The sequence below is a fragment of the Sphingomonas brevis genome (assembly GCF_023516505.1).
Taxonomy (GTDB): domain Bacteria; phylum Pseudomonadota; class Alphaproteobacteria; order Sphingomonadales; family Sphingomonadaceae; genus Sphingomicrobium; species Sphingomicrobium breve.
In genome coordinates, this window is record NZ_JAMGBB010000001.1 from 358,511 (window position 1) to 383,850 (window position 25,340).

General features: G+C 63.6%; 27 protein-coding genes. 16 read left to right on the forward strand and 11 right to left on the reverse strand.

Annotated elements, in window-relative coordinates:
- Positions 1-13 precede the first annotated feature (13 nt).
- Positions 14-682 carry a ferritin-like domain-containing protein gene (locus LZ518_RS01945; protein ID WP_249914364.1) on the forward strand — a complete coding sequence of 223 codons (669 nt, stop codon included), beginning with the start codon at positions 14-16 and terminating at the stop codon, positions 680-682.
- 48 nt (positions 683-730) lie between these two features.
- Here the strand turns inward: LZ518_RS01945 and LZ518_RS01950 are convergent, their stop codons facing one another.
- The 3 genes from LZ518_RS01950 to LZ518_RS01960 all read right to left on the reverse strand — a co-directional run bounded on the left by LZ518_RS01950 (position 731) and on the right by LZ518_RS01960 (position 4,240).
- On the reverse strand, positions 731-1,903 hold the full coding sequence (locus LZ518_RS01950) for a BaiN/RdsA family NAD(P)/FAD-dependent oxidoreductase (RefSeq protein WP_249916472.1): 1,173 nt from the start codon (positions 1,901-1,903) through the stop codon (positions 731-733).
- A 60-nt stretch (positions 1,904-1,963) separates the two neighbouring features.
- Positions 1,964-3,376, reverse strand: a complete 1,413-nt coding sequence (gene rimO, locus LZ518_RS01955; RefSeq protein ID WP_249914365.1) for a 30S ribosomal protein S12 methylthiotransferase RimO — start codon at positions 3,374-3,376, stop codon at positions 1,964-1,966.
- Between the two features lie 75 nt (positions 3,377-3,451).
- Positions 3,452-4,240 (reverse strand): hypothetical protein, encoded by a 789-nt coding sequence (locus LZ518_RS01960; RefSeq protein ID WP_249914366.1) that lies wholly within the window; start codon positions 4,238-4,240, stop codon positions 3,452-3,454.
- A 188-nt stretch (positions 4,241-4,428) separates the two neighbouring features.
- On the opposite strand from LZ518_RS01960, the gene LZ518_RS01965 reads away from it, so the two are divergent.
- The 3 genes from LZ518_RS01965 to LZ518_RS01975 are packed head-to-tail and all read left to right on the forward strand — an operon-like array spanning position 4,429 to position 8,381.
- The gene (locus LZ518_RS01965; protein WP_249914367.1) at positions 4,429-5,754 is read left to right on the forward strand and encodes a UDP-glucose dehydrogenase family protein; all 1,326 of its coding nucleotides are present in this window, start codon (positions 4,429-4,431) and stop codon (positions 5,752-5,754) included.
- Between the two features lie 47 nt (positions 5,755-5,801).
- Complete coding sequence (locus LZ518_RS01970) at positions 5,802-7,085, forward strand: nucleotide sugar dehydrogenase (RefSeq protein WP_249914368.1); 1,284 nt, start codon at positions 5,802-5,804, stop codon at positions 7,083-7,085.
- Positions 7,086-7,097: 12 nt separating this feature from the next.
- Positions 7,098-8,381: a sugar transferase gene (locus LZ518_RS01975; protein WP_249914369.1), complete on the forward strand. Its 1,284-nt coding sequence runs from the start codon at positions 7,098-7,100 to the stop codon at positions 8,379-8,381.
- A 3-nt stretch (positions 8,382-8,384) separates the two neighbouring features.
- Here LZ518_RS01975 and LZ518_RS01980 read toward each other — a convergent pair whose 3' ends face one another.
- Positions 8,385-9,047 carry a hypothetical protein gene (locus tag LZ518_RS01980; protein ID WP_249914370.1) on the reverse strand — a complete coding sequence of 221 codons (663 nt, stop codon included), beginning with the start codon at positions 9,045-9,047 and terminating at the stop codon, positions 8,385-8,387.
- Positions 9,044-9,703: a hypothetical protein gene (locus tag LZ518_RS01985; RefSeq protein WP_249914371.1), complete on the reverse strand. Its 660-nt coding sequence runs from the start codon at positions 9,701-9,703 to the stop codon at positions 9,044-9,046. The genes LZ518_RS01980 and LZ518_RS01985 overlap by 4 nt, the downstream gene beginning before the upstream one ends.
- Before the next feature lie 248 nt (positions 9,704-9,951).
- On the opposite strand from LZ518_RS01985, the gene LZ518_RS01990 reads away from it, so the two are divergent.
- The gene (locus LZ518_RS01990; protein ID WP_249914372.1) at positions 9,952-10,266 is read left to right on the forward strand and encodes a GIY-YIG nuclease family protein; all 315 of its coding nucleotides are present in this window, start codon (positions 9,952-9,954) and stop codon (positions 10,264-10,266) included.
- Positions 10,267-10,352: 86 nt separating this feature from the next.
- Here the strand turns inward: LZ518_RS01990 and parE are convergent, their stop codons facing one another.
- Both parE and LZ518_RS02000 read right to left on the reverse strand, forming a co-directional pair.
- Positions 10,353-12,338, reverse strand: a complete 1,986-nt coding sequence (gene parE / locus LZ518_RS01995) for a DNA topoisomerase IV subunit B (RefSeq protein WP_249914373.1) — start codon at positions 12,336-12,338, stop codon at positions 10,353-10,355.
- Positions 12,339-12,549: 211 nt separating this feature from the next.
- Positions 12,550-13,218, reverse strand: a complete 669-nt coding sequence (locus tag LZ518_RS02000; RefSeq protein ID WP_249914374.1) for a GcrA family cell cycle regulator — start codon at positions 13,216-13,218, stop codon at positions 12,550-12,552.
- 89 nt (positions 13,219-13,307) lie between these two features.
- Between LZ518_RS02000 and LZ518_RS02005 the strand changes: the two genes are divergently transcribed.
- From LZ518_RS02005 to queE, 8 genes are all read left to right on the forward strand, one after another.
- Positions 13,308-14,135, forward strand: coding sequence for an ABC transporter permease (locus LZ518_RS02005; RefSeq protein WP_249914375.1), 828 nt, complete (start codon positions 13,308-13,310; stop codon positions 14,133-14,135).
- A 121-nt stretch (positions 14,136-14,256) separates the two neighbouring features.
- Positions 14,257-14,727 (forward strand): hypothetical protein, encoded by a 471-nt coding sequence (locus tag LZ518_RS02010; RefSeq protein WP_249914376.1) that lies wholly within the window; start codon positions 14,257-14,259, stop codon positions 14,725-14,727.
- A 207-nt stretch (positions 14,728-14,934) separates the two neighbouring features.
- A complete protein-coding gene (locus LZ518_RS02015) occupies positions 14,935-16,122 on the forward strand; it encodes an aspartate aminotransferase family protein (protein ID WP_249914377.1) in 1,188 nt (395 codons plus the stop codon).
- Positions 16,119-17,042, forward strand: a complete 924-nt coding sequence (gene argF, locus LZ518_RS02020) for an ornithine carbamoyltransferase (protein ID WP_249914378.1) — start codon at positions 16,119-16,121, stop codon at positions 17,040-17,042. The genes LZ518_RS02015 and argF overlap by 4 nt, the downstream gene beginning before the upstream one ends.
- 122 nt (positions 17,043-17,164) lie before the next feature.
- Entirely contained in the window at positions 17,165-18,064 is a 900-nt protein-coding gene (hslO, locus tag LZ518_RS02025) for an Hsp33 family molecular chaperone HslO (RefSeq protein ID WP_249914379.1), read from the forward strand.
- Between the two features lie 41 nt (positions 18,065-18,105).
- Positions 18,106-18,519, forward strand: coding sequence for a DUF3617 domain-containing protein (locus tag LZ518_RS02030; RefSeq protein ID WP_249914380.1), 414 nt, complete (start codon positions 18,106-18,108; stop codon positions 18,517-18,519).
- A gap of 151 nt (positions 18,520-18,670) precedes the next feature.
- The gene (queC, locus tag LZ518_RS02035; protein WP_249914381.1) at positions 18,671-19,369 is read left to right on the forward strand and encodes a 7-cyano-7-deazaguanine synthase QueC; all 699 of its coding nucleotides are present in this window, start codon (positions 18,671-18,673) and stop codon (positions 19,367-19,369) included.
- Positions 19,369-20,001 (forward strand): 7-carboxy-7-deazaguanine synthase, encoded by a 633-nt coding sequence (gene queE / locus LZ518_RS02040; protein WP_249914382.1) that lies wholly within the window; start codon positions 19,369-19,371, stop codon positions 19,999-20,001. The genes queC and queE overlap by 1 nt, the downstream gene beginning before the upstream one ends.
- An 81-nt stretch (positions 20,002-20,082) precedes the next feature.
- On the opposite strand, the gene LZ518_RS02045 is transcribed toward queE, so the two are convergent.
- Together LZ518_RS02045 and lipB are read right to left on the reverse strand one after the other, a co-directional pair.
- Positions 20,083-20,319 (reverse strand): hypothetical protein, encoded by a 237-nt coding sequence (locus LZ518_RS02045; protein WP_249914383.1) that lies wholly within the window; start codon positions 20,317-20,319, stop codon positions 20,083-20,085.
- Between the two features lie 86 nt (positions 20,320-20,405).
- Entirely contained in the window at positions 20,406-21,062 is a 657-nt protein-coding gene (lipB, locus tag LZ518_RS02050) for a lipoyl(octanoyl) transferase LipB (RefSeq protein ID WP_249914384.1), read from the reverse strand.
- Between the two features lie 98 nt (positions 21,063-21,160).
- On the opposite strand from lipB, the gene LZ518_RS02055 reads away from it, so the two are divergent.
- Positions 21,161-21,985, forward strand: coding sequence for a hypothetical protein (locus LZ518_RS02055; RefSeq protein ID WP_249914385.1), 825 nt, complete (start codon positions 21,161-21,163; stop codon positions 21,983-21,985).
- Between the two features lie 3 nt (positions 21,986-21,988).
- On the opposite strand, the gene hemF is transcribed toward LZ518_RS02055, so the two are convergent.
- Together hemF and LZ518_RS02065 are read right to left on the reverse strand one after the other, a co-directional pair.
- Positions 21,989-22,846 (reverse strand): oxygen-dependent coproporphyrinogen oxidase, encoded by an 858-nt coding sequence (hemF, locus tag LZ518_RS02060; RefSeq protein WP_249914386.1) that lies wholly within the window; start codon positions 22,844-22,846, stop codon positions 21,989-21,991.
- Positions 22,843-23,292: a tRNA (cytidine(34)-2'-O)-methyltransferase gene (locus tag LZ518_RS02065; protein ID WP_249916473.1), complete on the reverse strand. Its 450-nt coding sequence runs from the start codon at positions 23,290-23,292 to the stop codon at positions 22,843-22,845. Before LZ518_RS02065 ends, hemF begins: the two co-directional genes overlap by 4 nt.
- Positions 23,293-23,461: 169 nt before the next feature.
- Between LZ518_RS02065 and petA the strand changes: the two genes are divergently transcribed.
- Positions 23,462-24,028, forward strand: a complete 567-nt coding sequence (gene petA, locus LZ518_RS02070; protein WP_249914387.1) for a ubiquinol-cytochrome c reductase iron-sulfur subunit — start codon at positions 23,462-23,464, stop codon at positions 24,026-24,028.
- 12 nt (positions 24,029-24,040) lie between these two features.
- A complete protein-coding gene (locus LZ518_RS02075; RefSeq protein ID WP_249914388.1) occupies positions 24,041-25,333 on the forward strand; it encodes a cytochrome b in 1,293 nt (430 codons plus the stop codon).
- Positions 25,334-25,340 lie beyond the last annotated feature (7 nt).

A 25,340-nucleotide genomic window follows, 5' to 3' on the forward strand; every position in this document is an offset into this window, starting at 1 on the left:
AAGGATTTATCGAATGTTGGAGTGGTTCCGGGATCGTTACCTCGACCTGCTGGGGTCGATCTACATCTACAACGAGCATCGCGGTTACACGGCGCTGGACCGGGTGCTGGAAGCGGTTCGCGCCCGATCGCCCGACGACCATCAGTTTATTGCCCGGATCGAAAAGCACCGTGCCGACGAGCGCAAACATTATCTGATGTTCCGCCACTGGTATGAAAAGCAGGGCCGGATGCCGCTCTATGTCGACCGGACCTGCGGCCATATCGACCGCTTTATCGAGATCATATTCCGGACGACCATCGACAAGATGGACACCCAGGCGGTGATCGACGACGATCGCCAGTTCGAGAAATTGTGCCGCGTGATTTCGCTGACCGAGAAGCGCGGCCTTAAGCAGGTCGAAACGCTGCTCAACCATCCGCTGGTCAAGCATGACCCGGGCCTGATCAAGATCTTCAACGTGGTCGAAAGGGACGAGCCCGATCATTGGGCACCCTATGACGATTGGCTGCGCGCCAACGGCAAGCGGGAGCCCAAATGGTGGGAGCGGATGATCGACACATTCATCCACTCCGAGCTGTTATTCCTGAAGCTGCCGTTCCTGTTCCTCAATTTCGGCATGCGCCGGCGCGATCATTGGGCCGACGCGGGGGAACCGGAGGGTTTGCGGGCTGCAGCCTAGCCCCGTCATGCCGGATTTAATCCGGCATCCGCCTGTTCTTCGGCTTCATCAGATAAGGCAGACCCCGGCTCGGGGGCCGGGGTGACGATCTCCGCGGCTCAAGGCTTCCGCCGCAGCATGTGCGCTCGCCCAGGCCCATTGGAAATTATAGCCGCCGAGCCAGCCGGTGACGTCAACCGCTTCGCCGATCGCGAACAGGCCGGGGACGCGGTTGGATTGCATGGTCTGGGACGACAGTTCGGCGGTGCTGATCCCGCCGATGGTGACTTCGGCCTTGGCGAACCCCTCGCTGCCGTTGGGCGTGAACGACCAGGCGGCTATCCGGCGCTCGGCCTCGTCGAGTGCTCGGTCGGTGAGGTTGGCGAGTTCCCCGGCTAGTCCGAGTTGATCGGCCAGGGTTTCCGCCAGACGGTCGGGGAGGTGCCGGGCGAGCAAGCGGCGGAGGGTGGTGCGCGGTTCGTCGCGCTTGGCCTGCCGCAGCCAGCCGCGGGGCAGGTCGGGCAGGAAATCGATGAAGACCGGCTGGCCAGGGCGCCAGTAGGAGCTGGCCTGGAGGATAGCCGGGCCGGACAGGCCGCGATGGGTGAACAGGGCAGCTTCTCGAAATGTGCCTTTGCCCGCGCTGGCGACGACATCGGCAGAGACGCCGGAGAGCGTCTTGAACAGTGCCTGGTCGCCCGACAGGGTCAGCGGCACCAGCGCCGGGCGCGGCTCGACGATCTTCAGGCCGAAGCGGCGGGCGACGTCGTAGGCGAAGCCGGTCGCGCCAAGCTTGGGTATCGACAGGCCCCCGCTGGCCAGCACCAGCGCCGGAGCGCGCGCGGTCGTCGTGCCGATCGTGACGTCGAAGGCGCCGTCACGATGCTCGATGGTTGCCGGCTGGCCGAAAGCAGTGTCGACCGCGCCCGCGGCGCATTCGTCGAGCAGCATGGCGACGATCTGCCGTGCCGAGCCGTCGCAGAATAATTGGCCGAGGGTTTTCTCGTGCCAGGCGATACGGTGGCGTTCGACCAGGGCGAGGAAATCCGCCGGCGTGAAGCGGCCGAGCGCCGACTTGGCGAAGTGCGGGTTGGCGGAGAGGAAATTATCGGCGGTGGCGCCTATATTGGTGAAATTGCAGCGGCCCCCGCCCGAGATCAGTATCTTGCGGCCCGGTTCGCTCGAGTGATCGACCAGCAGGACGCGACGGCCGCGCTGTCCGGCGAGCGCGGCGCAAAACATGCCCGCCGCCCCCGCCCCGATGACGATCGAGTCGAAGGTGCGTGGCGCGGTCAATTGAGGTTAGGCGGGCACGCCGAACAGGTCATGCTCGTCCGAGTCTTCGATGGTGACCTTCACGAAATCGCCGGGCTTGAGGCCGTGGGCGTCGCGAAGGTGGACCTCGCCGTCGATTTCCGGGGCGTCGGCCTTGGAGCGGCCGGTGGCACCGACGTCGTGATGGTGTTCGGGATGCGGGGCATCGAAATGGCCGCGGTCGGGCCCTTCCGCCGGGGGCGCAACATCGTCGACGCGGTCGATCAGCACGTCGATCGTCTTGCCGACCTTGGCGGCCAGCTTTTCAGCGCTGATGCGCGCCGTGAGGTCCATGACGCGCTGGTAACGCTCTTCCTTCAGGCTCTCGGGCACATGGTCGGGCAGCGCGTTGGCGGCGGCGCCCTCGACCGGTTCGAAGCGGAAAGCGCCGACGCGGTCGAGCTGGGCCTCTTCCAGCCAGCGCAGCAGATATTCGAAGTCCTCTTCGGTTTCGCCGGGGAAGCCGACGACGAAGCTGGAGCGGACCGCGATGTCCGGACAGATGGCGCGCCAGTTTTTGAGGCGCTCCAGCACCTTGGCCTCATTGGCCGGCCGCTTCATCGACTTCAGTACCTTCGGGCTGGCGTGCTGGAAGGGAATGTCGAGGTAGGGCAGGACCAGCCCCTCGGCCATTAGCGGGATGACCTGGTCGACGTGCGGATAAGGATAGACATAGTGGAGGCGGACCCAGGGGGTGTCGCCCTCCGGCGTCTTCAAGCTGCCGAGCTCGCGGGCGAGGTCGGTCATGTGGGCGCGGACTTCGTGACCCTTCCACTCCCTCGGCTGGTGGCGGATGTCGACGCCATAGGCCGAGGTGTCCTGGCTGATCACCAGTAGTTCCTTGGTGCCGGCCGCGACCAGCTTTTCCGCTTCGCGAAGAATGGCGTCCGGGCGGCGGCTGGCGAGATCACCGCGGATCGAGGGGATGATGCAGAAGCTGCAGCGGTGGTTGCAGCCTTCGCTGATCTTCAAATAGCTGTAATGACGCGGGGTGAGCTTCAGGCCCTGTTCGGGCACCAGGTCCAGATAGGGGTTGGCGACAGGCGGCGCGGCCTCCAGGACGGCGCTGACAACTTCCTCATATTGCTGCGGGCCGGTGATGGCGAGCACGTCCGGGAAGCGGGCACGGATCACGTCGGCTTCCTTGCCCATGCAGCCGGTGACGACGACCTTGCCGTTCTCCGCGATGGCCTCGCCGATCGCTTCGAGGCTCTCCTCCTTGGCGCTGTCGAGGAAGCCGCAGGTGTTGACCAGGACAACGTCCGCGCCGGCATAGTCGGGCGACATGTCATAGCCGTTGGCGCGGAGCTTGGTCAGGATGCGTTCGCTGTCGACCAATGCCTTGGGACAGCCGAGCGAGACCATGCCGACGCGCGGCGGAGAAGGAAGTTTGGTAGCCATGGGGAGCCGCGCCCTATAGCGATTTTTGAGGCAAAATCGAGGCCTTATGCGTGGCCGCCGTTCCTCCTTCGGCGATTAGTTCCCTGGCACCGTGCGGAAGCGCAAGGCGTCGGGCGAGACGCCGGTGAGCTCGGACCGGAAGACCTTGCCGTGATGCTCGTCAACCGCGACGTTGCCGATACCCGGGCAGTAGCTCTTCTGTTCATTCGCGCCGTTTTCGAGAGTTGAGAACTCCTTGGTCACGATACAGTTGGTGAAGGTGCCGGGCGGATAGGCGTCTTCGCGCTTCAGCACGACGGTTACGCCCGTTCCCTTGACGGTCGCCTGATCCAGGGCGACTGGTGCCGCTCGCTCCTGGAAATAAGTGTCGCCGTTGCGTGGCTGGGCGGGCATGATGATGCCCGGAAGAGCGCCAGCCGGAGCCACGCCGGCAATCCACGATCCCGCGCTGGGATCGCAGGTGAATATCGGGCAATGGAAGCTGTCCTCGCCGAAGTACCAGACGTTTCCACTATTATCCTGCGCATAATAGTCGAGCGTGTCCTCGACCAGCGCGGAGGCGTCGGTGGTGCAGGTGTCGCTCTCGTACGCCGTGTCGTGGACGACGCGGGTAGTCACCCCGGCGATGGTCCGCGTATCGCCGGTGACCGACGTTACGACGACCTCGCAGCCGTCGGGGGTCTCGCCCTTGTAGGTGAAGACGGTGCCGGGGATGAGAGGGAAGTAGACATTGTCGATGTCGAGCGGATCGCTGAAGTCCGTCGCATTGAACGAAATCTGGATCGTCCTCGCGGCCGCTGGAGGCGCGATCAGGAAGACGCCCAACGTGGTGGCGGCGAGCAAGTGCGAGCGGAAGTTAGTCATGGCCGTTCTCCCTCAAGGGGCGGGAACAGGCGGGAGCGGGGCCGCAAACGGCTCAGGGGGCCCGCGGATGCTTGTTAAATGGCACTAATCGGGAATTGTTCCGGGGCCAGCTTCAAGATTGCTTGAGCTTGGCCGCACCGCACGGCTAAAGCCCTGTGGCAAACCCCGTCGACAAGAAGAGAATTTCCATGCGTATCGCGATGATCGGCACTGGCTATGTCGGCCTGGTTTCCGGCACCTGCCTCGCTGATTTCGGCCACCATGTGACCTGTGTCGACAAGGACTCGGCCAAGATCGAGGGGCTGCTGGCCGGGCGGATGCCGATCTGGGAGCCGGGGCTGGAAGGCCTGGTCAAGGCCAATGTCGATCGCGGGCGGCTGCAATTCACTTGCCATCTTGGCAAGGCGCTGGAAGGCGCGGAGGCGGTGTTCATCGCCGTCGGCACGCCGTCGCGGCGCGGCGACGGTCACGCCGACCTGAGTTTCGTGTTCGCCGCGGTCGAGGAACTGGCCGGGCTGCTCAAGAGCCCGATCGTCGTTGTGACCAAGTCGACCGTCCCGGTCGGCACCGGCGACAAGATCGCGGCGCTACTGAAGGAAAAGGGCGCGCCCGAGGGCGTCTCGGTCGCGTCCAATCCGGAGTTCTTGCGAGAGGGCGCGGCGATCGCCGACTTCAAGCACCCCGATCGCATCCTGGTCGGCGCCGAGGACGACAAGGCCCGCGCGTGCCTGGCCGAAATTTATCGGCCGTTGTTCCTCAACCGGGCGCCGATGCTGTTCACCGGCCGGCGGACGGCCGAACTCACCAAATATGCGGCGAATGCGTTCCTCGCGACCAAGATCAGCTTCATCAACGAGATGGCCGACTTGTGCGAGGCGGTGGATGCAGATGTGCAGGATCTCGCGCGTGGGATCGGCCTCGATAATCGTATCGGGCCCAAATTCCTTCACGCCGGGCCGGGCTATGGCGGAAGCTGTTTTCCCAAGGATACGCTGGCGCTGCTCAAGACGGCCGAGGAAGCCGGGATCAGACAGCGGATCGTGTCGACCGTCGTGGAGGTTAACGACCGCCGCAAGGAAGCGATGGCAGACCGAGTAAAGGCGGCGCTGGGCGGAAGCGTCGAAGGCAAGCGGATCGCGGTCCTCGGCCTGACCTTCAAGCCGAATACCGATGACATGCGCGACGCGCCGTCGATTCCGCTGATCAACGGGTTGCTGGACGGCGGGGCCAACGTCGTTGCGTTCGATCCGGTGGGACGCGAGCAAGCGGAAAAGGTGCTTCCGAAAATTGAGTATGCCGCGTCGGCCGAAGAGGCCGCGGACGGGGCCGAGGCGATCGTCATCGTTACCGAGTGGGACGAGTTTCGAGCGCTCGACCTCGACGACATCGCCAAGCGAATGCGCGGCACTGCGCTGGTCGACCTCCGGAACGTCTATAACCCGGACGAGGCGCATGAGGCCGGGTTGGTCCACTTCGGAGTTGGCCGCGGTCGCATTGACGCCGATAGCCGCTAAAGAGGAACTGGATTGGTCCGAAATAGTGGCGGCGCGTTGGGGTGGGGATGAGCAGCAGCGGCAGCAAGATTATCGTCATCGGACTGGGCTATGTCGGCCTGCCGCTGGCGGTGGCGCTGGCCAAGGCGCATCCCGACGCTGACGTAATCGGTTTCGATATCGACGCTTCGCGAATTGCCGAGCTCCGGCAGGGCGAAGACCGCACGCGCGAGGTTGAAGGTCGCGACCTGTCCTCGACTTTGATGACCTTTACCGACCGTGACGAGGATTGCGCGGGTGCAAGCTTCATCATCGTCACCGTTCCTACTCCAGTGGACGACCGCAACCAGCCCGATCTCAGTGCGTTGCTCGCGGCGTCGAAGCGCCTGGCCGGCTGGATCGAGGCCGAGCGCCGCCCGACCATCATCTTCGAAAGCACCGTCTATCCCGGCGCAACCGAGGAGGAGTGCGGGCCACTGATCGAACAGGCCTCCGGGCTGCAACGCGGCCGCGACTTCCGGCTTGGCTACAGCCCCGAACGGATCAATCCCGGCGACAAGGTCCACCGCGTCGACAAGATCATCAAGGTCATTTCCGGCGAGGATGAGGAGGTGCTCGACCAGCTCGAACAGCTTTACGGCACGATGACTGAAGGCGGAGTGTTCCGCGCTGCCTCGATCCGCACCGCCGAGGCGGCCAAGGCGATCGAGAATGCGCAGCGCGACATCAACATCGCCTTCATGAACGAGGTGGCGCAGATTCTCAGCCACAATGGCGTTTCGACCTGGGACGTGATTGATGCTGCCAGGACCAAGTGGAATTTCCTGCCGTTCGAGCCCGGCCTGGTCGGCGGCCACTGTATCGGCGTCGACCCTTATTATCTGAGCTTCCACGCCCAGCGGATCGGCCATGATCCGCGGGTGATTCTGGCCGGTCGCGGGATAAATGACGACATGGGCCGGTGGATCGCGGACCGGCTGCACACGCAGGTCGGTTCGTCCCCCAAGCGGATATTGTTCCTGGGCATCACCTTCAAGGAAAACGTCCCCGATGTCCGCAACAGCCGGGCAGTCGACATCGTTCGGCGTCTCGCCTGGCTGGGCCACGAGGTAACCATCACCGACCCCCTGGCCGATCCGGAAGAAGTGAATCGCGAATATCAGCTGACGCTTGAGAAAGTACCGGTGGGGCGGTTCGATTGCATCGTGGCAGCGGTCCGCCACGCGGGATTTGAGGAAATGTCGGCCGATGCGGTGGCAGGCATGGTGGCCGAAGGTGGGCTTGTGGCCGACCTCAAGGGAATGTGGCGAAAGCTCGCCTTACCCCCTGGCGTCCAACGCTGGTCGCTGTGAGTATCTCCTGAGATGCTGCACTCGCCGCCAACGACCCTTAAAACCCAGCGACGGTTCATTGCGCGCCAGCGATTCAATGCACTGGGCGCGATGGTCGCGGTGGCGCTGCTGCCGTTCCTGCTCCGGGCCATCGTGCTGCCTCAGTCCACATTCTACGCCGCATCCATCAACGCGCTGATGTTCAATGCGCTGGCGGTAGTCATTGCGTTCTGGACGCGACTGTCGATCGAAACCTATCCCGGCAACCGCTCGACCCATGTGATCCTGCCCTCGATCGTGCTGGCTCATGCGACGATCGTCACGATCCTGCTACTGGCGCGCCTGCCCTATGATCGGCTGGCACTCGTGGCGGGATTTGTCGCTCATATCCTGTGGGGCTACGGCCTTTATTTCTCCGTGCAACGCTACATTCGCTACCGCATCGCGATCGTTCCCTTCGGTGATGTCGACCGCCTGAGGGCAATCGATACCGTCGAGTGGCGCGAAATGCAGGTTCCGGCGCTGGAAGATGCTGCCGGCTGCGATGGGCTGGTTGCCGACTTCGCCGCGCCAGAAATGCCGCCGGAATGGGAAGCGCTACTCGCCGATGCCGCAGTCGAGGGGCGAATGGTTTACCAGGTCAAGCAACTCTACGAATCGCTGACCGGCCGGGTCGAGGTCGATCATTTGCGAGAAAATAGCTTTGGCAGCCTGGTCCCGGCGCGCGGCTATTTCCACCTGAAGGCGCTGCTCGACCTGATGGCGGCACTGGTGGCTTTGCCTGTCGCCTTGCCGGTCCTCGCCGGGATTGCGCTGGCGATCAGGCTGGACAGTCCCGGCCCGGCGATCTTCAGGCAGCGGCGAATAGGCCAGGCCGGCCTGCCATTCTACATGCTCAAATTCCGGACCATGGCGCACCGTGAGGCCGGCGGAGGAATTGAGGAGGCAATCACCAGCGATCGCGATCCCCGGATAACCCGGGTCGGCGCGCGGCTGAGAAAGTCGCGGCTCGACGAGCTCCCGCAGATCTTCAACATCCTTGCCGGCCAGATGAGCTGGATCGGGCCGCGCCCGGAGGCAGAGGCATTATCGATCCACTACTCCGGCGAGATCCCCTTTTACCGGTACCGGCATGTGGTGCGGCCCGGCATCACTGGCTGGGCGCAGGTCAATCAGGGCCATGTCGCGTCGGTCGACGAGGTCGACGACAAGCTGAAATACGACTTCTACTACGTAAAATATTTCTCGGCCTGGCTCGACCTGCTGATCGTGTTCCGGACGATCCGGACGATGACCACCGGTTTTGGGTCGCGATAGGCGCTACTGGATGCAGCCGGTGCGGGCAGCCCGGGCATAGTCGAGCAGCCCTGGATCGAGGTCGGCAGGCCCGGCAAGGAATCGGTCGATGATCTCCAGCGCACGGTCGCTTTGACGAACCATGTGGCCGAGCCCGTGCAGCGCCGATTCCCTGCACGCCGGATTTGGCAGGCCGAGTACCGTCTCCATCACTTCGATGTCCGCGTCCCTGAGGCGTTCGGCACCCGGATCGTCCTTGGCCCAACCCCAGGTGATCACTTCCCACCACATGTAGCAGATGCCGTTGAGCGGCTCGGTCTGATCCTTGTCGAGGTGCGACAGTTTGGGAATGCAGCGGAGGTTGAAGAAGTCGCGGAAGAAGGTCGCGACCGATCGGATCAGGCGTTCCCGCGCTTCGATGGCGACTTCGGGATTGTAAACGCAGTGCGCATCGCCCGGGCCAAGCTCCCACAAGCCCGCCGCGATCTGCCTGTCGCTGTAATAGCGCAGCGCGTTGTCGGAATCCTCGAACAGCCGGGTCAGGTAATCGACCAGCAGGCGATCGGCCACGGGTGGAGGCCAATCGTCCGCGGGCACGAACTGCGGATAGCATTCGCCGCTGACCGCCCGGCCGAAGGTCTCGTCGAGCCATTGATCGAAGCTGACGTTGTCGCGAGCGTGGATCATGGGCCGACATCCCCAAGCATATGGTCGGCCAGGCTATAGCAATGGCTGGCCTGATAGGCATTCCGGCCGCGGTTCATGTGGGTCAGGTTGAACCGGCGAATGGCGCGCAGCCCGTGACGTTCGCTGATGAATTTGCGGATCGACGCGGCGCCGCGGACCCTCACGCCGAAGACATCGTCCTTCCATGGGAAGTGGCTGACGTCTTCGGGGCGTTCGACCAGGCTTTCCAGCAGGTCTTGATCGAGTTGCTCCGGTTCCGCTGATCCGTCGCGGGTAAAGTCGGACAGATGGACGATAATCCGGGCGCGGATGCCGTCGCCGTCCGGCTGCAGCGCCAATAGCTCCATCCAACTCGCATTGACCCGGGCAAATGTCTTGTCGGTGCTCGGCAGGCAGGAGACGGACCAGCAGAAGCGTTCGGTAGTGCGCGGGATGGGAATGCAGCGGTCGGCGTAGGTCCTCAGGATATCGAGGACGTCCAGTGCCTGCGGGCGGCGCATCAGCTTTTCCAGGCGGCCGGAATATTTGAAGCGCTGTTCTAACGATTCTGAGCGCTCAACCGCGTCCGCTAGCTCGGCTTCGCCTTCCAGCCAGGCTCGCTGCTGCACTTCATCGAGAAATTGGCGGAGGCCTTTGATCGCGGTCTGGGTCTTCATTGGCGCAAGTAGTTAGCTGCTCTTATGACCGCTTTCGACCCATTGCGGTCATTGGATTAATCGAGCGTCACCCCGGGCTTCACCCGGGGTCTGCCTGCCTTTTTGGGCGCAAATGAAAAGGCGGATCCCGGATCAAGTCCGGGATGACGAATGAGGTGAGACCGCTTTCGACCCATTGCGGTCATTGGACTAATCGAACGTCACCCCGGGCTTGACCCGGGGTCTGCTTGCCTTTTGAACTCTGGGCAATGGAACGTCAGCCTTGTGTTTATCTCTTAGCCCGCGCCTCCCACAGCACCTTCTATACCGGCGTCACAAGCGATCTGATCGGCCGCATCTGGCAGCATCGTACCGAAGCGACGAAGGGTTTCACGGCGCGATACGGGATCAAAAGATTGGTCTGGTTCGAGGTCCATAAAACGATGGAATCCGCCATCCTGCGAGAAAAGCAGATCAAGCGCTGGCGGCGGCAATGGAAGTATGATCTCGTCAATGCGGACAATCCTACCTGGCGCGATCTTGCCGAAGACTTTGGATTTGAGCCGTTGGGGCTAGAAGGATAGGCGGACCCATGATCGGACCGGCACTGTCCCCCAGACAGTGCCGCATGCCGATCATCAAGGCCGGGGTGACGGTCACTTGCCCTGCCTCAAGCGTCGATTTCATCCTCGCCCAGGGCCGCCGCGCGGCTCTGAATGAAGTTGAAGCGGTGCTCGGGGTTCTTGCCCATCAGCTGGTCGACCAGTTCGCGGACCGGCTGGCGGTCCTGATATTCGGCCGGCAGCGTGATGCGGATCAGCGAGCGGGACGCCGGATCCATGGTTGTTTCCTTAAGCTGATTGGGGTTCATTTCCCCAAGTCCCTTGAACCGCGACACCTCGACCTTCTTGCCCTTGAACTCGGTCCGCTCCAGTTCGGCCCGGTGGGCGTCGTCGCGGGCATAGGCGGATTTGGAGCCTGAAGTCAGGCGATAGAGCGGCGGCTGTGCGAGGAACAGATGGCCGCGTCGCACCAGTTCCGGCATCTCCTGGAAAAAGAAGGTCATCAGCAGCGTCGCGATATGCGCGCCGTCGACATCGGCGTCGGTCATGATGATGACCCGTTCGTAGCGCAGCGCTTCCTCGGCCCATTTGTCGCGTGTGCCGCAGCCCAGTGCCTGCTGAAGGTCGGCGATTTCCTGGTTGGCGCGGATCTTGTCGGCGGTGGCGCTGGCGACATTCAATATCTTGCCGCGGATCGGCAGGATCGCCTGGGTCTTGCGGTCGCGGGCCTGTTTCGCGCTTCCTCCCGCGCTGTCGCCTTCGACGATGAACAGTTCGGTCCCTTCCGCATCGTCATTGGCGCAATCGGTGAGCTTGCCGGGCAGGCGGAGCTTGCGAGCGCTGGTCGCGGTCTTGCGCTTCACCTCGCGCTCGGCGCGGCGCTTCAACCGCTCGTCCATCCGTTCGAGGATCGCACCGAGCAGCGCGCGGCCGCGGTCCATATTGTCGGCCAGATAATGGTCGAAATGGTCGCGGACGGCCGCCTCGACGAAGCGCGCCGCCTCCAGACTGGTTAGCCGGTCCTTGGTCTGGCTCTGGAAATGGGGGTTGCGGATGAACACGCTCAGCATCAGCTCGACGCCGTTCAGCACGTCGTCGGGGATGATATCCTTGGCCTTCTTCTGGCCGATCAGGTCGGCGAAGGCGCGCACCCCCTTGGTCAGCGCGGCGCGCAGGCCTGCCTCATGGGTGCCGCCGTCGGGCGTGGGAATCGTATTGCAATAATAGCTTTCGTTCGAACCCTCGCTCCACACCGGCCAGGCCACCGCCCATTCGGCCGAGCCCTGGCCGTCGGGGAAGTCCTGTCGCCCGGCGAAGGGTGGCGCGGTCACGCATTCGCGGCCGGCAAGCTGCTCGTTCAGGTGATCGGCGAGGCCGCCGGGGAACTGGAATACGGCCTGCTCAGGCACATCTGCCGAGGCCAGCGTCGGATCGCAGCGCCAGCGAATCTCGACGCCTGCAAAGAGATAAGCCTTGGACCGGGCGAGCTTGTAGAGACGGGCCGGTTCGAACCGGGCGTCACTGCCGAAAATCTCCGGGTCGGGGGTGAAGGTGACGGTGGTGCCGCGGCGGTTGGGCGCGGCGCCGATTTCCTCCAGCGGCGAGGTGGCGACTCCCCTGGCGAACGCCTGGCGATAGAGCTTCTTGTCCTTTGCGACCTCGATGATCGTCTCGGTCGACAAAGCGTTGACGACGCTGACGCCGACGCCATGGAGGCCGCCCGAGGTTGAATAGGCCTTGCCTTCGAACTTGCCGCCGGAATGGAGCGTGGTGAGGATCACCTCCAGCGCCGACTTGCCCGGGAACTTGGGATGCGGATCGACCGGAATGCCGCGGCCATTGTCGGCGACGGTCAGCCGGTTGCCCGGCTCCAGCGTGACCTCGATCCGGCTGGCGTGGCCAGCCACGGCCTCGTCCATCGAGTTATCGATGACCTCGGCGGCGAGGTGGTGGAGCGCGCGAGCATCGGTCCCGCCGATATACATGCCGGGGCGGCGCCGAACCGGCTCGAGGCCTTCGAGGACCTCGATCGCGGAAGCGTCGTAACTGTCGGCGGCTTGAGTGGCGGAACCGGAAGCGAAAAGATCGGACATTTGTGCGAGCTATAGGGGTGAGGCGGGGCGCGTGCCAAGCGTCGGCGCAGGCAAGCTGGCCGGTTTATTTCGGTGGAGTTGCAATGCCGTCACGGGAGTAAATCCCGTGACGTCGATCAGGTTCGGCTGCGCCGACCTGTCGGCCGGCTATCGCTGGCTCTTCGCGCTACTCAGGCGGCGCTACGCGCCGGCTTCGCTCCGCTCGGCAGCTTTAGCGAACCCGCGGCCCGCCGTAGGGCAGCGGTGGGGGCGGGCGGCGGTCGCGGCGCGGCAATTGCGCCTGGTAGGCAACCCCACAATGCTCGACGCAATAGGGATAGCCCGGGTTGGCGGCCTGTCCGCAAAAATGGAAATCGGGCTCACCCGGATGGCCCATCGGCCAGCGGCAAATGCGGTCGTTCAGATCGAGCAGCGAGGTCTTGTCGGCAACGTCTGCCGAGGGCTTGGCCGGGACCAGTCGGCGCGGCGGCGCGGGCGGGATCGGTGCCTGTGTGTCGCCCGGTCCCTGGCGGATGAAGCCGCCCGGCCCGACTGAACGATATTGAATGCCGGATTCGGCAGGCTTCGACGGCGCCGCAGCTGGCGCCAAACCGCCCATGGGCGATTCGGTAGACGTTTCGCGCGGTTCGGGCGCCGCGGGCGCGGCCTTGGGCGCTGGTGCCGGCTTTGCCACCTTGGGCGCAGGCGCGGCCTTGGCCTTCTTTTCCTTCTCCTCACCTGGCTTGACCGGGGAGGGGCGCGATTCGAGGCCGAGGCGATGGGCCTTGCCGATCACCGCATTGCGGCTGACGCCGCCCAGTTCGTCGGCGATCTGGCTGGCGGTGGCGCCCTTGGTCCACATCGCCTTGAGGCGCTCGATGCGCTCGTCGGTCCAGCTCATTTGGAAACTTTACTCCATATTCCGTTGCGTGCCCCGGTTGAACAGTGGCGCCGCTGCCGATAGGCGATTGCCCAAGGAACCACCAGACCATGAACGACCAAACTCCCTCCTGGGTAAGAAGCGAGCCTGGCAAGCCCGGCCTGGAAGGCGTCAACTGGGGCGGCCTTAAGACCCTCTATATCAAGGAGGTGAGGCGGTTCTTCAAGGTGCAGATGCAAACTGTGTGGGCGCCCGCCGTCACGACACTGCTCTACCTGATCATTTTCACGGTCGCGATGGGCCGATCCGGGCGGCTGGTGCTGGGCGTGCCGTTCGCCGACTTCATCGCCCCCGGCCTGATCGTCATGGCGATGATGCAGAACAGCTTCGCCAATTCGAGCTTCTCCCTGCTGGTCGGCAAGATGCAGGGCACGATCGTCGATTATCTCATGCCCCCACTATCGACCGGCGAACTGATCGCCGGACTGGTCGGCGCCTCGGTCACGCGCGCGCTGCTGGTCGGTTTCGCGGTGTGGGTGGTGATGACCGTCTGGCCGGGCGTGCACGTCGGGATCACTCACCCGCTCTCGGTAATCTGGTTCGGGCTCGCGGGATCGCTGATGCTGGCCTTCCTCGGCCTGTTGACCTCTGTCTGGGCCGACAAGTTCGACCACGCCGCGGCAGTCAGCAATTTCGTCGTTGCGCCGCTGTCGCTGCTCAGCGGCACCTTCTATTCGGTCGAGCAGCTGTCGCCGGCGTTTCGCGCGATCAGCCATGCCAATCCCTTCTTCTACGTCATCTCCGGCTTTCGCCACGGCTTCCTGAGCGAGGCCGATTCGCCGATCTACGTCGGTGCGATCCTACTCGGGCTGATCAACATCGTCCTGTTCGCGATATGCTACGCGGTTCTCAAAGCCGGCTGGAAGATCAAGAACTAAACAATAACAGAGAGTTGAACAGTTAAGGTCCCTGAACGTCAAATAACGAGGCGTTCAGGACCTGATCAACGCCGAGGCTCCAAAAGTAACGCATCAACCGCTTCTCAAAGGAGAGAGCCAGATGCGTAAGTATATTATTTCAGCCGCGCTTGCCGCTTCGGCGCTGACCGCTGCCGCTCCGGCGGCCGCCCAGTGGTATCCGCAGGGCAATGCCTATGGCTACCAGAACAATTGGGGCCAGGTTCGCCGTCTCGACGCGCGGATCGACCAGCTGCAGCGCCAGATCAACCAGCTCGACCGGCGCGAAATCCTGAGCGAGCGGGAGGCGGCGCGTCTGCGCGGCGAATCCCGCAATCTCGAGCAGCGCCTGCGTTATGCGTCGCGCAACGGTCTGAACCAGCGCGAGATGTACAGCGTCGAGCGCGGTATCCGAAACCTGGAATTCCGGATCCAGCGCGAAGCGCGCGACGGCAACGGCTGGCGCAACGGCAACTACTACAATGCCGGATACGATCGAGACCGCGACGGCCTCGACGACCGCTACGAACGTGACCACGGCACCAACTACGACGAGGATCACGATCGCGACTAAGCTTGGGGCTGATGCCCGAGTAATGCGTCGTAACGCGTAAGGGAGGGGCGGCTTCGAAAGAGGCCGCCCCTTTTCCTTGCCCATAAGCCTAATCGATGGACCCGTTACCAAATCCGGGTTTCGTTTGATTGGCGTGATGGCTATAGGCTCGCGAAAGGCGGTTCGAAGCCGCCTTTGTCATTTGAAATCGCCGACCAAGGAGCCAACATGGCCATCACGCCGCTTATGCCCGTCTATCCGCGTTCGCCCGTGCGGCCGGTGAAGGGCGAGGGGGTTTATCTTTACGGCGAGAATGGCGAGAAATATCTCGACTTCGCCGCAGGGATCGCCGTCAACCTGCTCGGCCACGGTCATCCGCACCTGACCAAGGCGATCCAGGACCAGGCAGCAACCCTGATGCATGTGTCCAACCTGTACGGGTCGCCGCAAGGCGAAGCGTTCGCCAAGCGGCTCACCGACCTGACTTTTGCCGACACGGTGTTCTTCACCAATTCGGGCGTCGAGGCGGTCGAATGCGCGATCAAGACCGCGCGCCGCTATCATCATGCCAAGGGCAATCCCCACAAGCACACGCTGATCACCTTTTCCAACGCCTTCCACGGACGGACCATGGCGACGATCAGCGCGACCGATCAGCCGAAAATGATCGACGGCTTCGCGCCGTTGCTTCCCGGCTTCAAGGTCGTTGCCTTCGACGATCTCGACGCGGCGCTGGCGGCGATGGACGAGAACACCGCCGGCTTCCTGCTGGAGCCGGTGCAGGGCGAGGGCGGCATCCGCCCGGCGTCCAGGGAATTCATCCACGGCCTTCGCAAGGCTTGCGACGACAACGACCTGATGCTGGTGTTCGACGAGGTACAGTGCGGCGTTGCCCGTACCGGCTATCTCTACGCCTATGAATATTATGGCGTGACGCCAGACATTATGTCTTCGGCCAAGGGCATCGGCGGGGGGTTTCCCTTCGGCGCCTGCCTCGCCACCGAAAAGGCGGCGTCGGGAATGGTCATTGGTACGCATGGCTCGACCTATGGCGGCAACCCGCTGGCGATGGCCGCGGGCCAGGCGGTGTTCGACATCGTCGCCAATGAAGAATTCCTTGCCCACGTCCGCACCATGGGCGAGCGGCTGCGCTCGGCGCTGGAGCAGATGATCCCCAACCACGACCATCTGTTCGACAGCGTTCGCGGCCTCGGCCTGATGCTTGGTATCAAGATGAAGTCCGATAGCCGGGCATTCGTCACCTACCTGCGAACCAAGGGCATTTTGACCGTCGCCGCCGGCGACAATGTCGTTCGCGTGCTTCCGCCGCTGAACATCGACGAAAGCCACATCGCCGAATTCGTCGAGGGCCTGTCGGCCGCAGCCGCGGATTACGACGTGCCCGAAGCGGCATGAGGCACTTCCTCAACCTGTCGGACGCAGGTGGGGAAGGCATCGCCGCAATCCTCGGCGAGGCGATGGAGCGGAAGGAAAAGCGGGCGGGCTGGCCGAAGGGCCGGGTCGACGCCGACCGGCCGCTCGACGGTGCTGTACTGGCGATGGTGTTCGAAAAAAGCTCGACCCGAACGCGGATGAGCTTCGACCTCGCGATGCGGCAGCTGGGCGGGTCGGTGATCGTGCTGGAAAGCGCTTCGTCCCAGCTCGGGCGCGGCGAGACCATCGCCGACACGGCGCGGGTCCTGTCGCGCTTTGCCGACGCCATCATGATCCGCACCGATCATCACGAAAAGGCTGTCGAGCTCACCGAACATGCCACCGTGCCGGTGATCAATGGGCTGACCGATTTCTCGCATCCGTGCCAATTGCTGGCCGACATGCAGACGGTGATCGAGCATCGCGCCAAGCTGGCAGGATCGCGCTGGGCCTGGATCGGCGACGGCAACAATGTCTGCAACTCGCTGATCGAGGCTGCCGCCCTGATGCATTTCGGGCTGGCGGTGGCGACCCCAAGCCAGTTCGAGCCTGACGTCGGCATGTGCGCCCTGGCCGCGACGCGCGACGACATTTACTTCGGCCAGAGCCCGGGCGAAGCCATCGACGGCGCCGAAGTGGTGGTAACCGATACCTGGGTGTCGATGGGCCAGGAAGGCGACGAATATCGCGAGGAGGCCTTTGCCGGATTCCAGGTCGATGAGGCGCTGATGGCCCGGGCAGCGCCCGGCGCGACCTTCCTCCACTGCCTTCCCGCGCATCGCGGCGAGGAAGTCAGCGACGCCGTAATCGACGGTCCGCAATCGGCCGTCTGGGACGAGGCGGAGAACCGGCTTCACGCCCAGAAGGCGCTCCTGCTCTGGGCGATGGGGAAGCTGGCCTAATGAAAGCCCGTTCGTCCCGAGCCTAGTCGAGGGACGCGAACGCCGACGTGTCTCGACTTCGCTCGACACGAATGGATTGGGCCTGCTTGCGAAATGGCGCATCCACGCCCATTTGGCCGCGGATGACCGAGATTTCCCTGAAACAAGATGTCGCGCTGGGCGTCACCGTGCCGTCGCGACATGCCCGCGGACGCGCCGCCCGGATCGGTCCGGCGCTCGACCAGATCCTGGCCAATCATGGCTATCCGCCGGTGCTCGAACAGTTGCTGGCCGAGGCACTGGTGCTGACGGCGCTGCTGGGCTCGCTGCTCAAGGATCCCAACGGCCAGCTGACCATACAGGCACAGACCGATGCCGGGATCATCGACCTTTTGGTGTGCGATTATCTGGGCGGCGAGCTGCGCGGTTATGTCCGCCACGATCCTGACCGGCTGGCGGAAGCGGGCCCTAATCCCACGCTGTTTTCGCTGTTCGGCCGCGGCTATCTGGCGATCACCTTCGACCAGCCGGCGACCAAGGAACGCTACCAGGGCATTGTCCCGCTGGAAGGCGAGGGCCTGGCGGAAGCCGCGCAAAGCTATTTCGCCCAGTCCGAGCAAATCCCTTCGATCGTCCGCCTGTCGGCCAGGAAAGACGAGCAAGGCTGGGTCGCCGGCGGATTGATGTTCCAGCATTTGCCGGAGGGCGAGGAAGGCAGGGATCGACTTCACACCCGGCTCGACCACCCCGAATGGCCGCACATCGCGGTGCTTGTCGGATCGGTTAAGGCCGAGGAACTGACCGACCGCGAGCTGCCGCTCGACGACCTTGTCTGGCGCCTGCTGCATGAAGAAGAAGAGGTGCGAACGCTGGAGCCCGTGGCCCTGTCCAAGGGTTGCCGCTGCAGCCCCGACTATGTCGCCTCGGTCATCGCGCGCTTTCCGCCCGACGAGCGGGCGGCCATGGTCGGCGACGATGGGTTGATCCGCGTCGACTGCGCCTTCTGCGCGACCAGTTTTCCAATTGCCGCCGAAGCGGCGTAAAGTTACGCTGGGTTAATAATGCTCGGGATAAATGTGTTCGCATGCGTATCGGAGTTCGGATTGCACTGACAGTTTCGGCTGGCCTGAGCGCGGCGGGGCTCTTCGCCGCCGTCCAGCCACATGCGCTTGCACCAGCGGCCGGCGGATGGTGGGACGTGAGCCAGAGTGCCAACGGTCATGAGCCGACAAGGGTCTGCGTCCCGACCCCCGATGTGCTGGCGCAGTTCGAGCATCGCAACGCCCGTTGCACTCGGGTGGTGATCCGCGACAGCGGGACGACCACGGAAATCCACTACACCTGCGCCGACGGCGGTTTCGGCCGTTCGGTGATGACGTTGGTCACCCCGCGGTCGCTGACAGTCGACACGCAGGGCATCTCCGGCGGCCTGCCGTTCCACTACAAGCTTTATGCTCGCCGGATGGGCGATTGCCAGGCTGGAATCGCCCGCCGTTAAGCGGGCTTTAACCATGAGTCGGCTAAGAATCGGTCCGTGCCCTTCTTCGGCACGCTTTCCTCCCTTTCGGGCTTGAGGCTCGAACAACTGGGCCGCCCGTTTCGAGCGGCCCTATTTTTTTGCCCCGTCGGGTCCTATCTGGCGCGCTTAAATGAGCAACAAATTGAACAAGTCAGCGGTGGTGCTGTTGTCCGGCGGCCTGGATTCGATGGTCTGCGCTGCCTTGGCGCGCGAAGCCGGATTCTCGGTGCTGGCGCTGACCGTCGATTATAATCAGCGCCACCGGATCGAGCTGGAAGCCGCGAAGCGGATCGCCGCCGAGCTGGCCGACCAGCACATCATCCTGCCGCTGGACCTGACAGCGTTCGGCGGATCGGCGCTGACCAGCGACATGGCCGTCCCCAAGGATGGCGTAGCCCAGGGTATTCCGGTCACTTACGTCCCGGCTCGCAACACGGTGTTCCTCAGCCTGGCGCTGGCCTGGGCGGAAGCGGCAGGTGCCCGCGACTTGTTCGTCGGGGTCAATGCGCTCGACTATTCCGGCTACCCCGACTGCCGTCCGGACTTCATCGCCGCGTTCGAAGCCCTGGCCAACCAGGCGACAAAAGCCGGGGTCGAAGGCGACCGGTTTACGGTTCACGCGCCGCTGCAGCAGATGAGCAAGGCCGACATCGCCAGGGAGGCAGCACGGCTCGGCCTCGATGCCGGCCAGAGCCACAGCTGCTACGATCCGGCGCCGGACGGAGCGGCATGCGGCCTGTGCGATGCTTGCCGCTTGAGGGCCAAGGGGTTCGAGGAAGCAGGATTGCCTGATCCGACGGTCTACGCCCCCTCGCGGGAGCGCGGATAATGGCCTACGCGGTCAAAGAGGCCTTCCTGACCCTGCAGGGAGAGGGCGTGCAGGCCGGCAGCCGCGCCGTGTTCCTGCGCTTTGCCGGCTGCAATTTGTGGAGCGGGCGGGAACAGGATCGCGCCACCGCCCAATGTAATTTCTGCGACACTGACTTTGTCGGCACCGACGGGCCGGGCGGAGGCAGGTTCGCCGATGCCGAAGCGCTTGCGGGACACATCGAATCCCTTTGGGGCGGGCGTAAGGAAGAGCGGCTGGTGGTGATTACCGGCGGAGAACCGATGCTTCAACTCGATCATGCGTTGATCGAGGCGCTCCATGCGCGCGGCTTCCGCATCGCCGTGGAAAGCAATGGCACCATTGCCGCCGTGCCCGGCATCGACTGGCTGTGCATCAGCCCCAAGGCGGGGACCGAGATCGTTCAGCGATCGGGCAATGAGCTGAAGCTGGTCTGGCCTCAGGACGGAATCGATCCGGCCGACCTTGAAGGTTGGGACTTCGGCCATTTCCTGGTCCAGCCGATGGACTGCGCCGAGACGCAAGCAAGTTACGAGGCGTCGATCGCGCTGGCCATGGCGCGTCCCAAATGGCGCCTGACGCTCCAGGCGCACAAAGTGGTCGGGCTGAAATAGAAAGAGGCCGCCGGACGCGCCGACGGCCCCTTCCAAAAACCAAAAAGACCGCCGAAAAAAGCGGTCCTTCGAGCGCCTCAATTACTGGGCGTTGGTCTCAGTCGCGTTCGCGTCCGTCGCCGTGGCGTCGGTGGCGTTGGCGTCCATCGTCATGTTGGCGTCCATGTTGGTGGTCGCGTCGATGGCGGTGGTGTCATTAGCGACGACGTTCTCAGTGGTGAGGGTCTCGTCGACGTTCATGGTGTTTTCTGCGGCTTCGTTGCTGCTGCAAGCCGAAACCGCCAAAGCCGCACCAGCGACCAGGATAAGAGCACGCATTCAAAACTCCCTTGATTGTCAGATCTGTTTGGCGGCTGCCCCGCCTTCACAAATCGCGCGCACAATAGTCGGGAGAAATGCGCGCCTCAAGCGGCTTGTGAGATATCTCGTAAAGCATTGAGAAAAGACGGAAATGTCCGGACCAGAGCATCGTCCAGCGCGCCAATGGACGAATTGCGGCCGAGTGCGGCGAGGCTGGTCACGCCATATTCGGAGATGCCGCAGGGCACGATTCCGCCGAAGTGCGACAGGTCCGGATCGACATTGATCGAGAAACCATGGAGCGTGACCCAGCGCTTCACCCGGACCCCGATGGCGCCGATCTTGGCTTCAGCCGGCCCGTGGCCGGTCCAGATGCCGATCCGGCCCGGTTCGCGCCTCGCTTCGACCCCGAGCTCGCCGAGAGCGGCGATCATCCAGCCTTCCAGCGAATGAACGAAGCAGCGAATATCGCGCCCACGCTTTTCAAGGTCGAGAACCAGGTAGCCGACGCGCTGGCCTGGCCCATGATAGGTATAGCGTCCGCCGCGACCGGCTTCGTACACCGGAAAGCCGTTCGGATTGAACAGCTCGGCGGGGTCGGCACTGGTGCCCGCGGTAAACAAAGGCGGATGCTCGAGCAGCCATACCAATTCTCGCGCTTCGCCGGCGCGAACGGCCGCTGCGCGAGCCTCCATTTCGGCCAGCGCATACTCATAGGGAACCAGCTCTTCGCTGAACCGCCACTCAATCTCTGCGTTCATTCACAGTGGAAATGGCCCTGATCGATCCAACCGGCAAGGGCGATTGCCAGCGGCGGCCGCGCTCCGCATAACGGCAGGCGCAACAACGGGGATTTTAAATGAGCCACTTGTCGATCGGGAAGGCATGGGATGAGGCCAAGGCGGCGCTCAGCGCGCACCGCAGGCTGATTGTCCCGATCGCGCTTGGCCTGATTTTGCTGCCGGCGGTGATCGCCTCGATGGTCGAGCCTCAGGTTCCGCCTGGCCAGCAGCCACCGCCCGGGTCATGGATGTTGGTCGTGCTGGCGATGATCTTCGTCATGTTCGTCGGGCAGCTTGCCATGGTGCTGCTGGTCAACGGCTGGCGCGGAAGCGTCGGCGAGGCGATCGGCCAGGCGGCGCGGCGAGCGCCGCCGCTCATCCTTGCGGCGATGATGTTCGGCGCGGTCGTGATCCTGCTGTTCTCCGCGATCCTGGCGATCGGCATGGGCCCAGCGATCGAAAGCGGGCAATTCGACGTGGACAACACCAGCGGACTTGGCTGGATCTTGTTGCTCCTGGGCCTCGTCGCCTTTCTGTACTTTACTATCCGCCTACTCATGCTCATCCCGGTGATTGCCAGCGAGCAGGTTGGGCCAATCGCCGCTCTTCGGCGAGCATTTGTGCTGACGGCCGGCAATTTCTGGCGCCTGTTCGGTTTCGTCGCGATGCTGGTGCTCGGCTTCATGATCGTCGCGCTGACCGTCGGGGCGGTGGTCGGGGCGTTCGTAACCCTGTTGTTTGGAAGGCCCGAGCCATGGACGATCGCCCTGCTGCTGGTCGCGCTGGCCGGCGGGCTGGTGCAGGCGGGATTCATGATGGTCTACACCGCAATGCTGGCACGGATCTACGCTCAGCTCAGCGCTGGCCAGGCCTCCGTCCCGGAGGTCAAAAGGGAAGACTAGCGCTCATTTCCACTTCGCCAGCGGCGGCAGGCTCATCAGGATGGCGTCGATATTGCCGCCGGTCTTGAGGCCGAACAGGGTGCCGCGATCGTAAAGCAGGTTGAACTCGACGTAGCGCCCGCGAAATTCGAGCAGCGCATCCCGGTCTGCCTCAGTGAACGGCATATCCATTCGTTTGCGGACGATCTGCGGGAAAATGTCGAGAAACGCCTCACCGACATCACGAGTGAAGGCGAAATGCTCGTCGAAATGGCCCTCTAGCCGGTCGTAGAAGATGCCGCCGACGCCGCGCGACCGGTTGCGATGCGGAAGCCAGAAATATTCTTCAGCCCACTTCGAGAAGCGCGGATAGAAGGTCGGGTCATGCGCCGCGCAGGCAGCGCGCAGCCGCGCGTGAAACGCGTCCGTATCCTCCTGGTAAGGGATCGCCGGGTTGAGGTCGGCGCCCCCGCCGAACCAGCGCTTCGTCGTCGTCAGGAAGCGGGTGTTCATATGCACCGCCGGCACGTGCGGATTGGCCATGTGGGCGACCAGGCTGATGCCGGTGGCGAAGAAGCTCGGGTCGTCTTCGGCGCCCGGGATCTGGCTGGCGAATTCCTCCGAAAACCGGCCGCCGACGGTCGAGACATTGACCCCGACCTTTTCGAACACCTGGCCGGACATCTGGCCGCGGACGCCCCCTCCACCTGATTTGGCACCGCCAGGCGCACCGTCCTCGTCGGTTCGGTCCCAGGGGATAAATTCGAACCTGGCCTTGCTGCCGGCTTCGCGCTCGATCGCCTCGAACTCGGTGCAGATCCGGGTTCGAAGCGCCTCGAACCAGTCGCGGGTGGCCTGCTGCTGGTCATCGAGCGGCTTCATCGGGGCAATTCTCCGGTCTGGCGGAGCGCCTCGCCTAGGGCGAGTGCGGCCGACATGGCAAGGTTGAACGAGCGCACTTCAGGGCGGATCGGGATTCGCAGCTTTGCATCCGCCGCCATTGCGACTTCCGGCGGAACGCCGCCGCTTTCCTTGCCGAACAGCAGGATATCGCCTGGATCGAAAACGAAGTCATATGGCGACCGGTCGCCTTTGGTGGTGAACAGGACCAAGCGCCCCGGCACTGCCTTGCGAAAGGCGCCGAACGACGAGTGGCGGGCCACCTCGACATGATCGATATAGTCCATCGCCGTTCGCCGGACCCTCCTGTCGTCCCAGTCGAAGCCCATCGGCTCGATCAGGTCGATGGCGACACCCATGCATGCGCCAAGGCGCATCACGGCGCCGACATTGCCGGCGATTTCAGGCTCGAACAGGGCGAGGCGCATGGCGCGCGGATAGTCTCGAAGCGGTTCGCCGCACAAGGCGGACAATTTGACCATTTGCATTGGCAAGGTGAGGCGCTATCAGGCCCGCCAACCGCTCCGGTTTCGCCGGTTTGGGGGTCGTATCCGGTGCCGTTCGGCATCGCGCGAAATTTCGGTCTTAAGGGTGAGCATGGCCACGTTGGAAGAACTCAACGCCGCGAAAGTGGAGGGCGACCATAGCCTTCGCCGTCGCGACTTCATCAACATCGCCGCGGTCAGCTTCGCCGGCGTCGGCGTCGTCGCCGTGGCGCTGCCGCTGGTCAACCAGATGAACCCGTCGGCCGATGTGCTGGCGCTGGCCTCGACCGAGGTCGATATCAGCAAGATCGCGCCGGGACAGGCGATCAAGACCAGCTGGCGCAAGCAGCCGGTGTTCGTGCGCAACCTGACGCCGCAGGAGATCGCGTCGGCCAAGGCGGTACCGCTGTCCGAGCTGCGCGACCCGCAAACGCTCGACCAGCGGACCAAGCCCGGCAAGGAAAATTGGCTGATCACGCTTGGCGTCTGCACCCATTTGGGCTGCGTGCCGCTGGGCACCGGCGAGGGCGAGAACCGCGGCGATTACGGCGGCTATTTCTGCCCCTGCCACGGATCGCACTACGACACTGCCGCCCGGATCCGCAAAGGACCGGCGCCGCTCAACCTGCACGTGCCGGACTATGCGTTCACGTCCGACACCGTCGTGACCATCGGTTAAGGGGTAATCGTCATGAGCTTTGCCTGGGCCAAGCCCTACGAACCCAAGACCGAGCTGGGCCGCTGGTTCGATGATCGCCTGCCGCTGCCGCGGCTGGTCTATAATGCGGTGGGCGGCGGCTATCCGGTGCCGCGCAACCTCAACTATGGCTGGAATTTCGGCGTCCTCAGCGGAATTTTCCTGGTCGTCCAGATCATCACCGGCATCGTGCTGGCGATGCATTATTACGCCTCGGCCGATGGCGCGTTCAATTCGATCGAGCACATCATGCGCGACGTCAACGGCGGCTGGATGCTCCGTTACGCTCACTCCAACGGCGCCAGCTTCTTCTTCATCGTCGTCTACATCCACATCTTCCGCGGCCTCTATTACGGTTCATACAAGGCCCCGCGTGAGCTGGTGTGGATGCTCGGCCTGGTCATCTACCTGCTGATGATGGCCACCGCTTTCATGGGCTATGTCCTCCCGTGGGGACAGATGAGCTATTGGGGCGCGCAGGTCATCACCGGGTTCTTCTCCGCATTCCCGCTGGTCGGTGAGCCGATCCGCGTGTGGCTTCTGGGCGGCTACGCCCCCGACCAGGCCGCGCTGACCCGCTTCTTCTCGCTCCACTATTTGCTGCCGTTCGTGATCGCCGGCGTGGTGATCCTCCACATCTGGTCGCTTCACATCCCGGGGTCGGGCAACCCGACCGGCGTCGACGTGAAGACCGAGAAGGACACGCTGCCGTTCCATCCGTTCTACACGGCCAAGGACGGCTGGTTCGCCGGCGCGTTCCTGACGCTTTACGCCGCGGTGGTATTCTTCATGCCCAATGCGATGGGCCACCCGGACAATTATATCCCGGCCAATCCGCTAGCGACGCCAGCGCACATCGTTCCCGAATGGTATTTCTGGCCATTCTACGCGATCCTGCGCTCGTTCACGTTCGACCTGATCATGCCGGCCAAGCTGTGGGGCGTGCTGGCGATGTTCGGGTCGATCCTGCTGCTGTTCCTGCTGCCGTGGCTCGACAATTCGCCGGTCCGTTCGGGTCGCTATCGGCCGATTTTCAAGCGGTTCTTCTGGCTGCTGCTGATCGATGTCGCGGTTCTGGGCTACATCGGAGGCGCTCCGATCTCGCCGCTCAACGTCGCACTGGGCCAGCTCGCGACCGCTTATTATTTCGCTCACTTCCTGATCATCCTGCCATGGATCGCCAGGCGCGAGACGCCGCTGCCGCTGCCGAACTCCATTTCGGAGAGCGTGCTGAATGGCGGGAAACAGGAAGCTGCGCCGATCGGCCAGACGAAGCCGGCTAATTAAGGGGTAA

Coding starts and splice junctions, on each gene's coding strand:
- LZ518_RS01945 (WP_249914364.1), top strand. CDS start 14: ATGTTGGAGTGGTTCCGGGATCGTTACCTCGACCTGCTGGGGTCGATC.
- LZ518_RS01950 (WP_249916472.1), bottom strand. CDS start 1,903: ATGTTTTGCGCCGCGCTCGCCGGACAGCGCGGCCGTCGCGTCCTGCTG.
- rimO (WP_249914365.1), bottom strand. CDS start 3,376: ATGGCTACCAAACTTCCTTCTCCGCCGCGCGTCGGCATGGTCTCGCTC.
- LZ518_RS01960 (WP_249914366.1), bottom strand. CDS start 4,240: ATGACTAACTTCCGCTCGCACTTGCTCGCCGCCACCACGTTGGGCGTC.
- LZ518_RS01965 (WP_249914367.1), top strand. CDS start 4,429: ATGCGTATCGCGATGATCGGCACTGGCTATGTCGGCCTGGTTTCCGGC.
- LZ518_RS01970 (WP_249914368.1), top strand. CDS start 5,802: ATGAGCAGCAGCGGCAGCAAGATTATCGTCATCGGACTGGGCTATGTC.
- LZ518_RS01975 (WP_249914369.1), top strand. CDS start 7,098: ATGCTGCACTCGCCGCCAACGACCCTTAAAACCCAGCGACGGTTCATT.
- LZ518_RS01980 (WP_249914370.1), bottom strand. CDS start 9,047: ATGATCCACGCTCGCGACAACGTCAGCTTCGATCAATGGCTCGACGAG.
- LZ518_RS01985 (WP_249914371.1), bottom strand. CDS start 9,703: ATGAAGACCCAGACCGCGATCAAAGGCCTCCGCCAATTTCTCGATGAA.
- LZ518_RS01990 (WP_249914372.1), top strand. CDS start 9,952: ATGGAACGTCAGCCTTGTGTTTATCTCTTAGCCCGCGCCTCCCACAGC.
- parE (WP_249914373.1), bottom strand. CDS start 12,338: ATGTCCGATCTTTTCGCTTCCGGTTCCGCCACTCAAGCCGCCGACAGT.
- LZ518_RS02000 (WP_249914374.1), bottom strand. CDS start 13,218: ATGAGCTGGACCGACGAGCGCATCGAGCGCCTCAAGGCGATGTGGACC.
- LZ518_RS02005 (WP_249914375.1), top strand. CDS start 13,308: ATGAACGACCAAACTCCCTCCTGGGTAAGAAGCGAGCCTGGCAAGCCC.
- LZ518_RS02010 (WP_249914376.1), top strand. CDS start 14,257: ATGCGTAAGTATATTATTTCAGCCGCGCTTGCCGCTTCGGCGCTGACC.
- LZ518_RS02015 (WP_249914377.1), top strand. CDS start 14,935: ATGGCCATCACGCCGCTTATGCCCGTCTATCCGCGTTCGCCCGTGCGG.
- argF (WP_249914378.1), top strand. CDS start 16,119: ATGAGGCACTTCCTCAACCTGTCGGACGCAGGTGGGGAAGGCATCGCC.
- hslO (WP_249914379.1), top strand. CDS start 17,165: ATGACCGAGATTTCCCTGAAACAAGATGTCGCGCTGGGCGTCACCGTG.
- LZ518_RS02030 (WP_249914380.1), top strand. CDS start 18,106: ATGCGTATCGGAGTTCGGATTGCACTGACAGTTTCGGCTGGCCTGAGC.
- queC (WP_249914381.1), top strand. CDS start 18,671: ATGAGCAACAAATTGAACAAGTCAGCGGTGGTGCTGTTGTCCGGCGGC.
- queE (WP_249914382.1), top strand. CDS start 19,369: ATGGCCTACGCGGTCAAAGAGGCCTTCCTGACCCTGCAGGGAGAGGGC.
- LZ518_RS02045 (WP_249914383.1), bottom strand. CDS start 20,319: ATGCGTGCTCTTATCCTGGTCGCTGGTGCGGCTTTGGCGGTTTCGGCT.
- lipB (WP_249914384.1), bottom strand. CDS start 21,062: ATGAACGCAGAGATTGAGTGGCGGTTCAGCGAAGAGCTGGTTCCCTAT.
- LZ518_RS02055 (WP_249914385.1), top strand. CDS start 21,161: ATGAGCCACTTGTCGATCGGGAAGGCATGGGATGAGGCCAAGGCGGCG.
- hemF (WP_249914386.1), bottom strand. CDS start 22,846: ATGAAGCCGCTCGATGACCAGCAGCAGGCCACCCGCGACTGGTTCGAG.
- LZ518_RS02065 (WP_249916473.1), bottom strand. CDS start 23,292: ATGCGCCTCGCCCTGTTCGAGCCTGAAATCGCCGGCAATGTCGGCGCC.
- petA (WP_249914387.1), top strand. CDS start 23,462: ATGGCCACGTTGGAAGAACTCAACGCCGCGAAAGTGGAGGGCGACCAT.
- LZ518_RS02075 (WP_249914388.1), top strand. CDS start 24,041: ATGAGCTTTGCCTGGGCCAAGCCCTACGAACCCAAGACCGAGCTGGGC.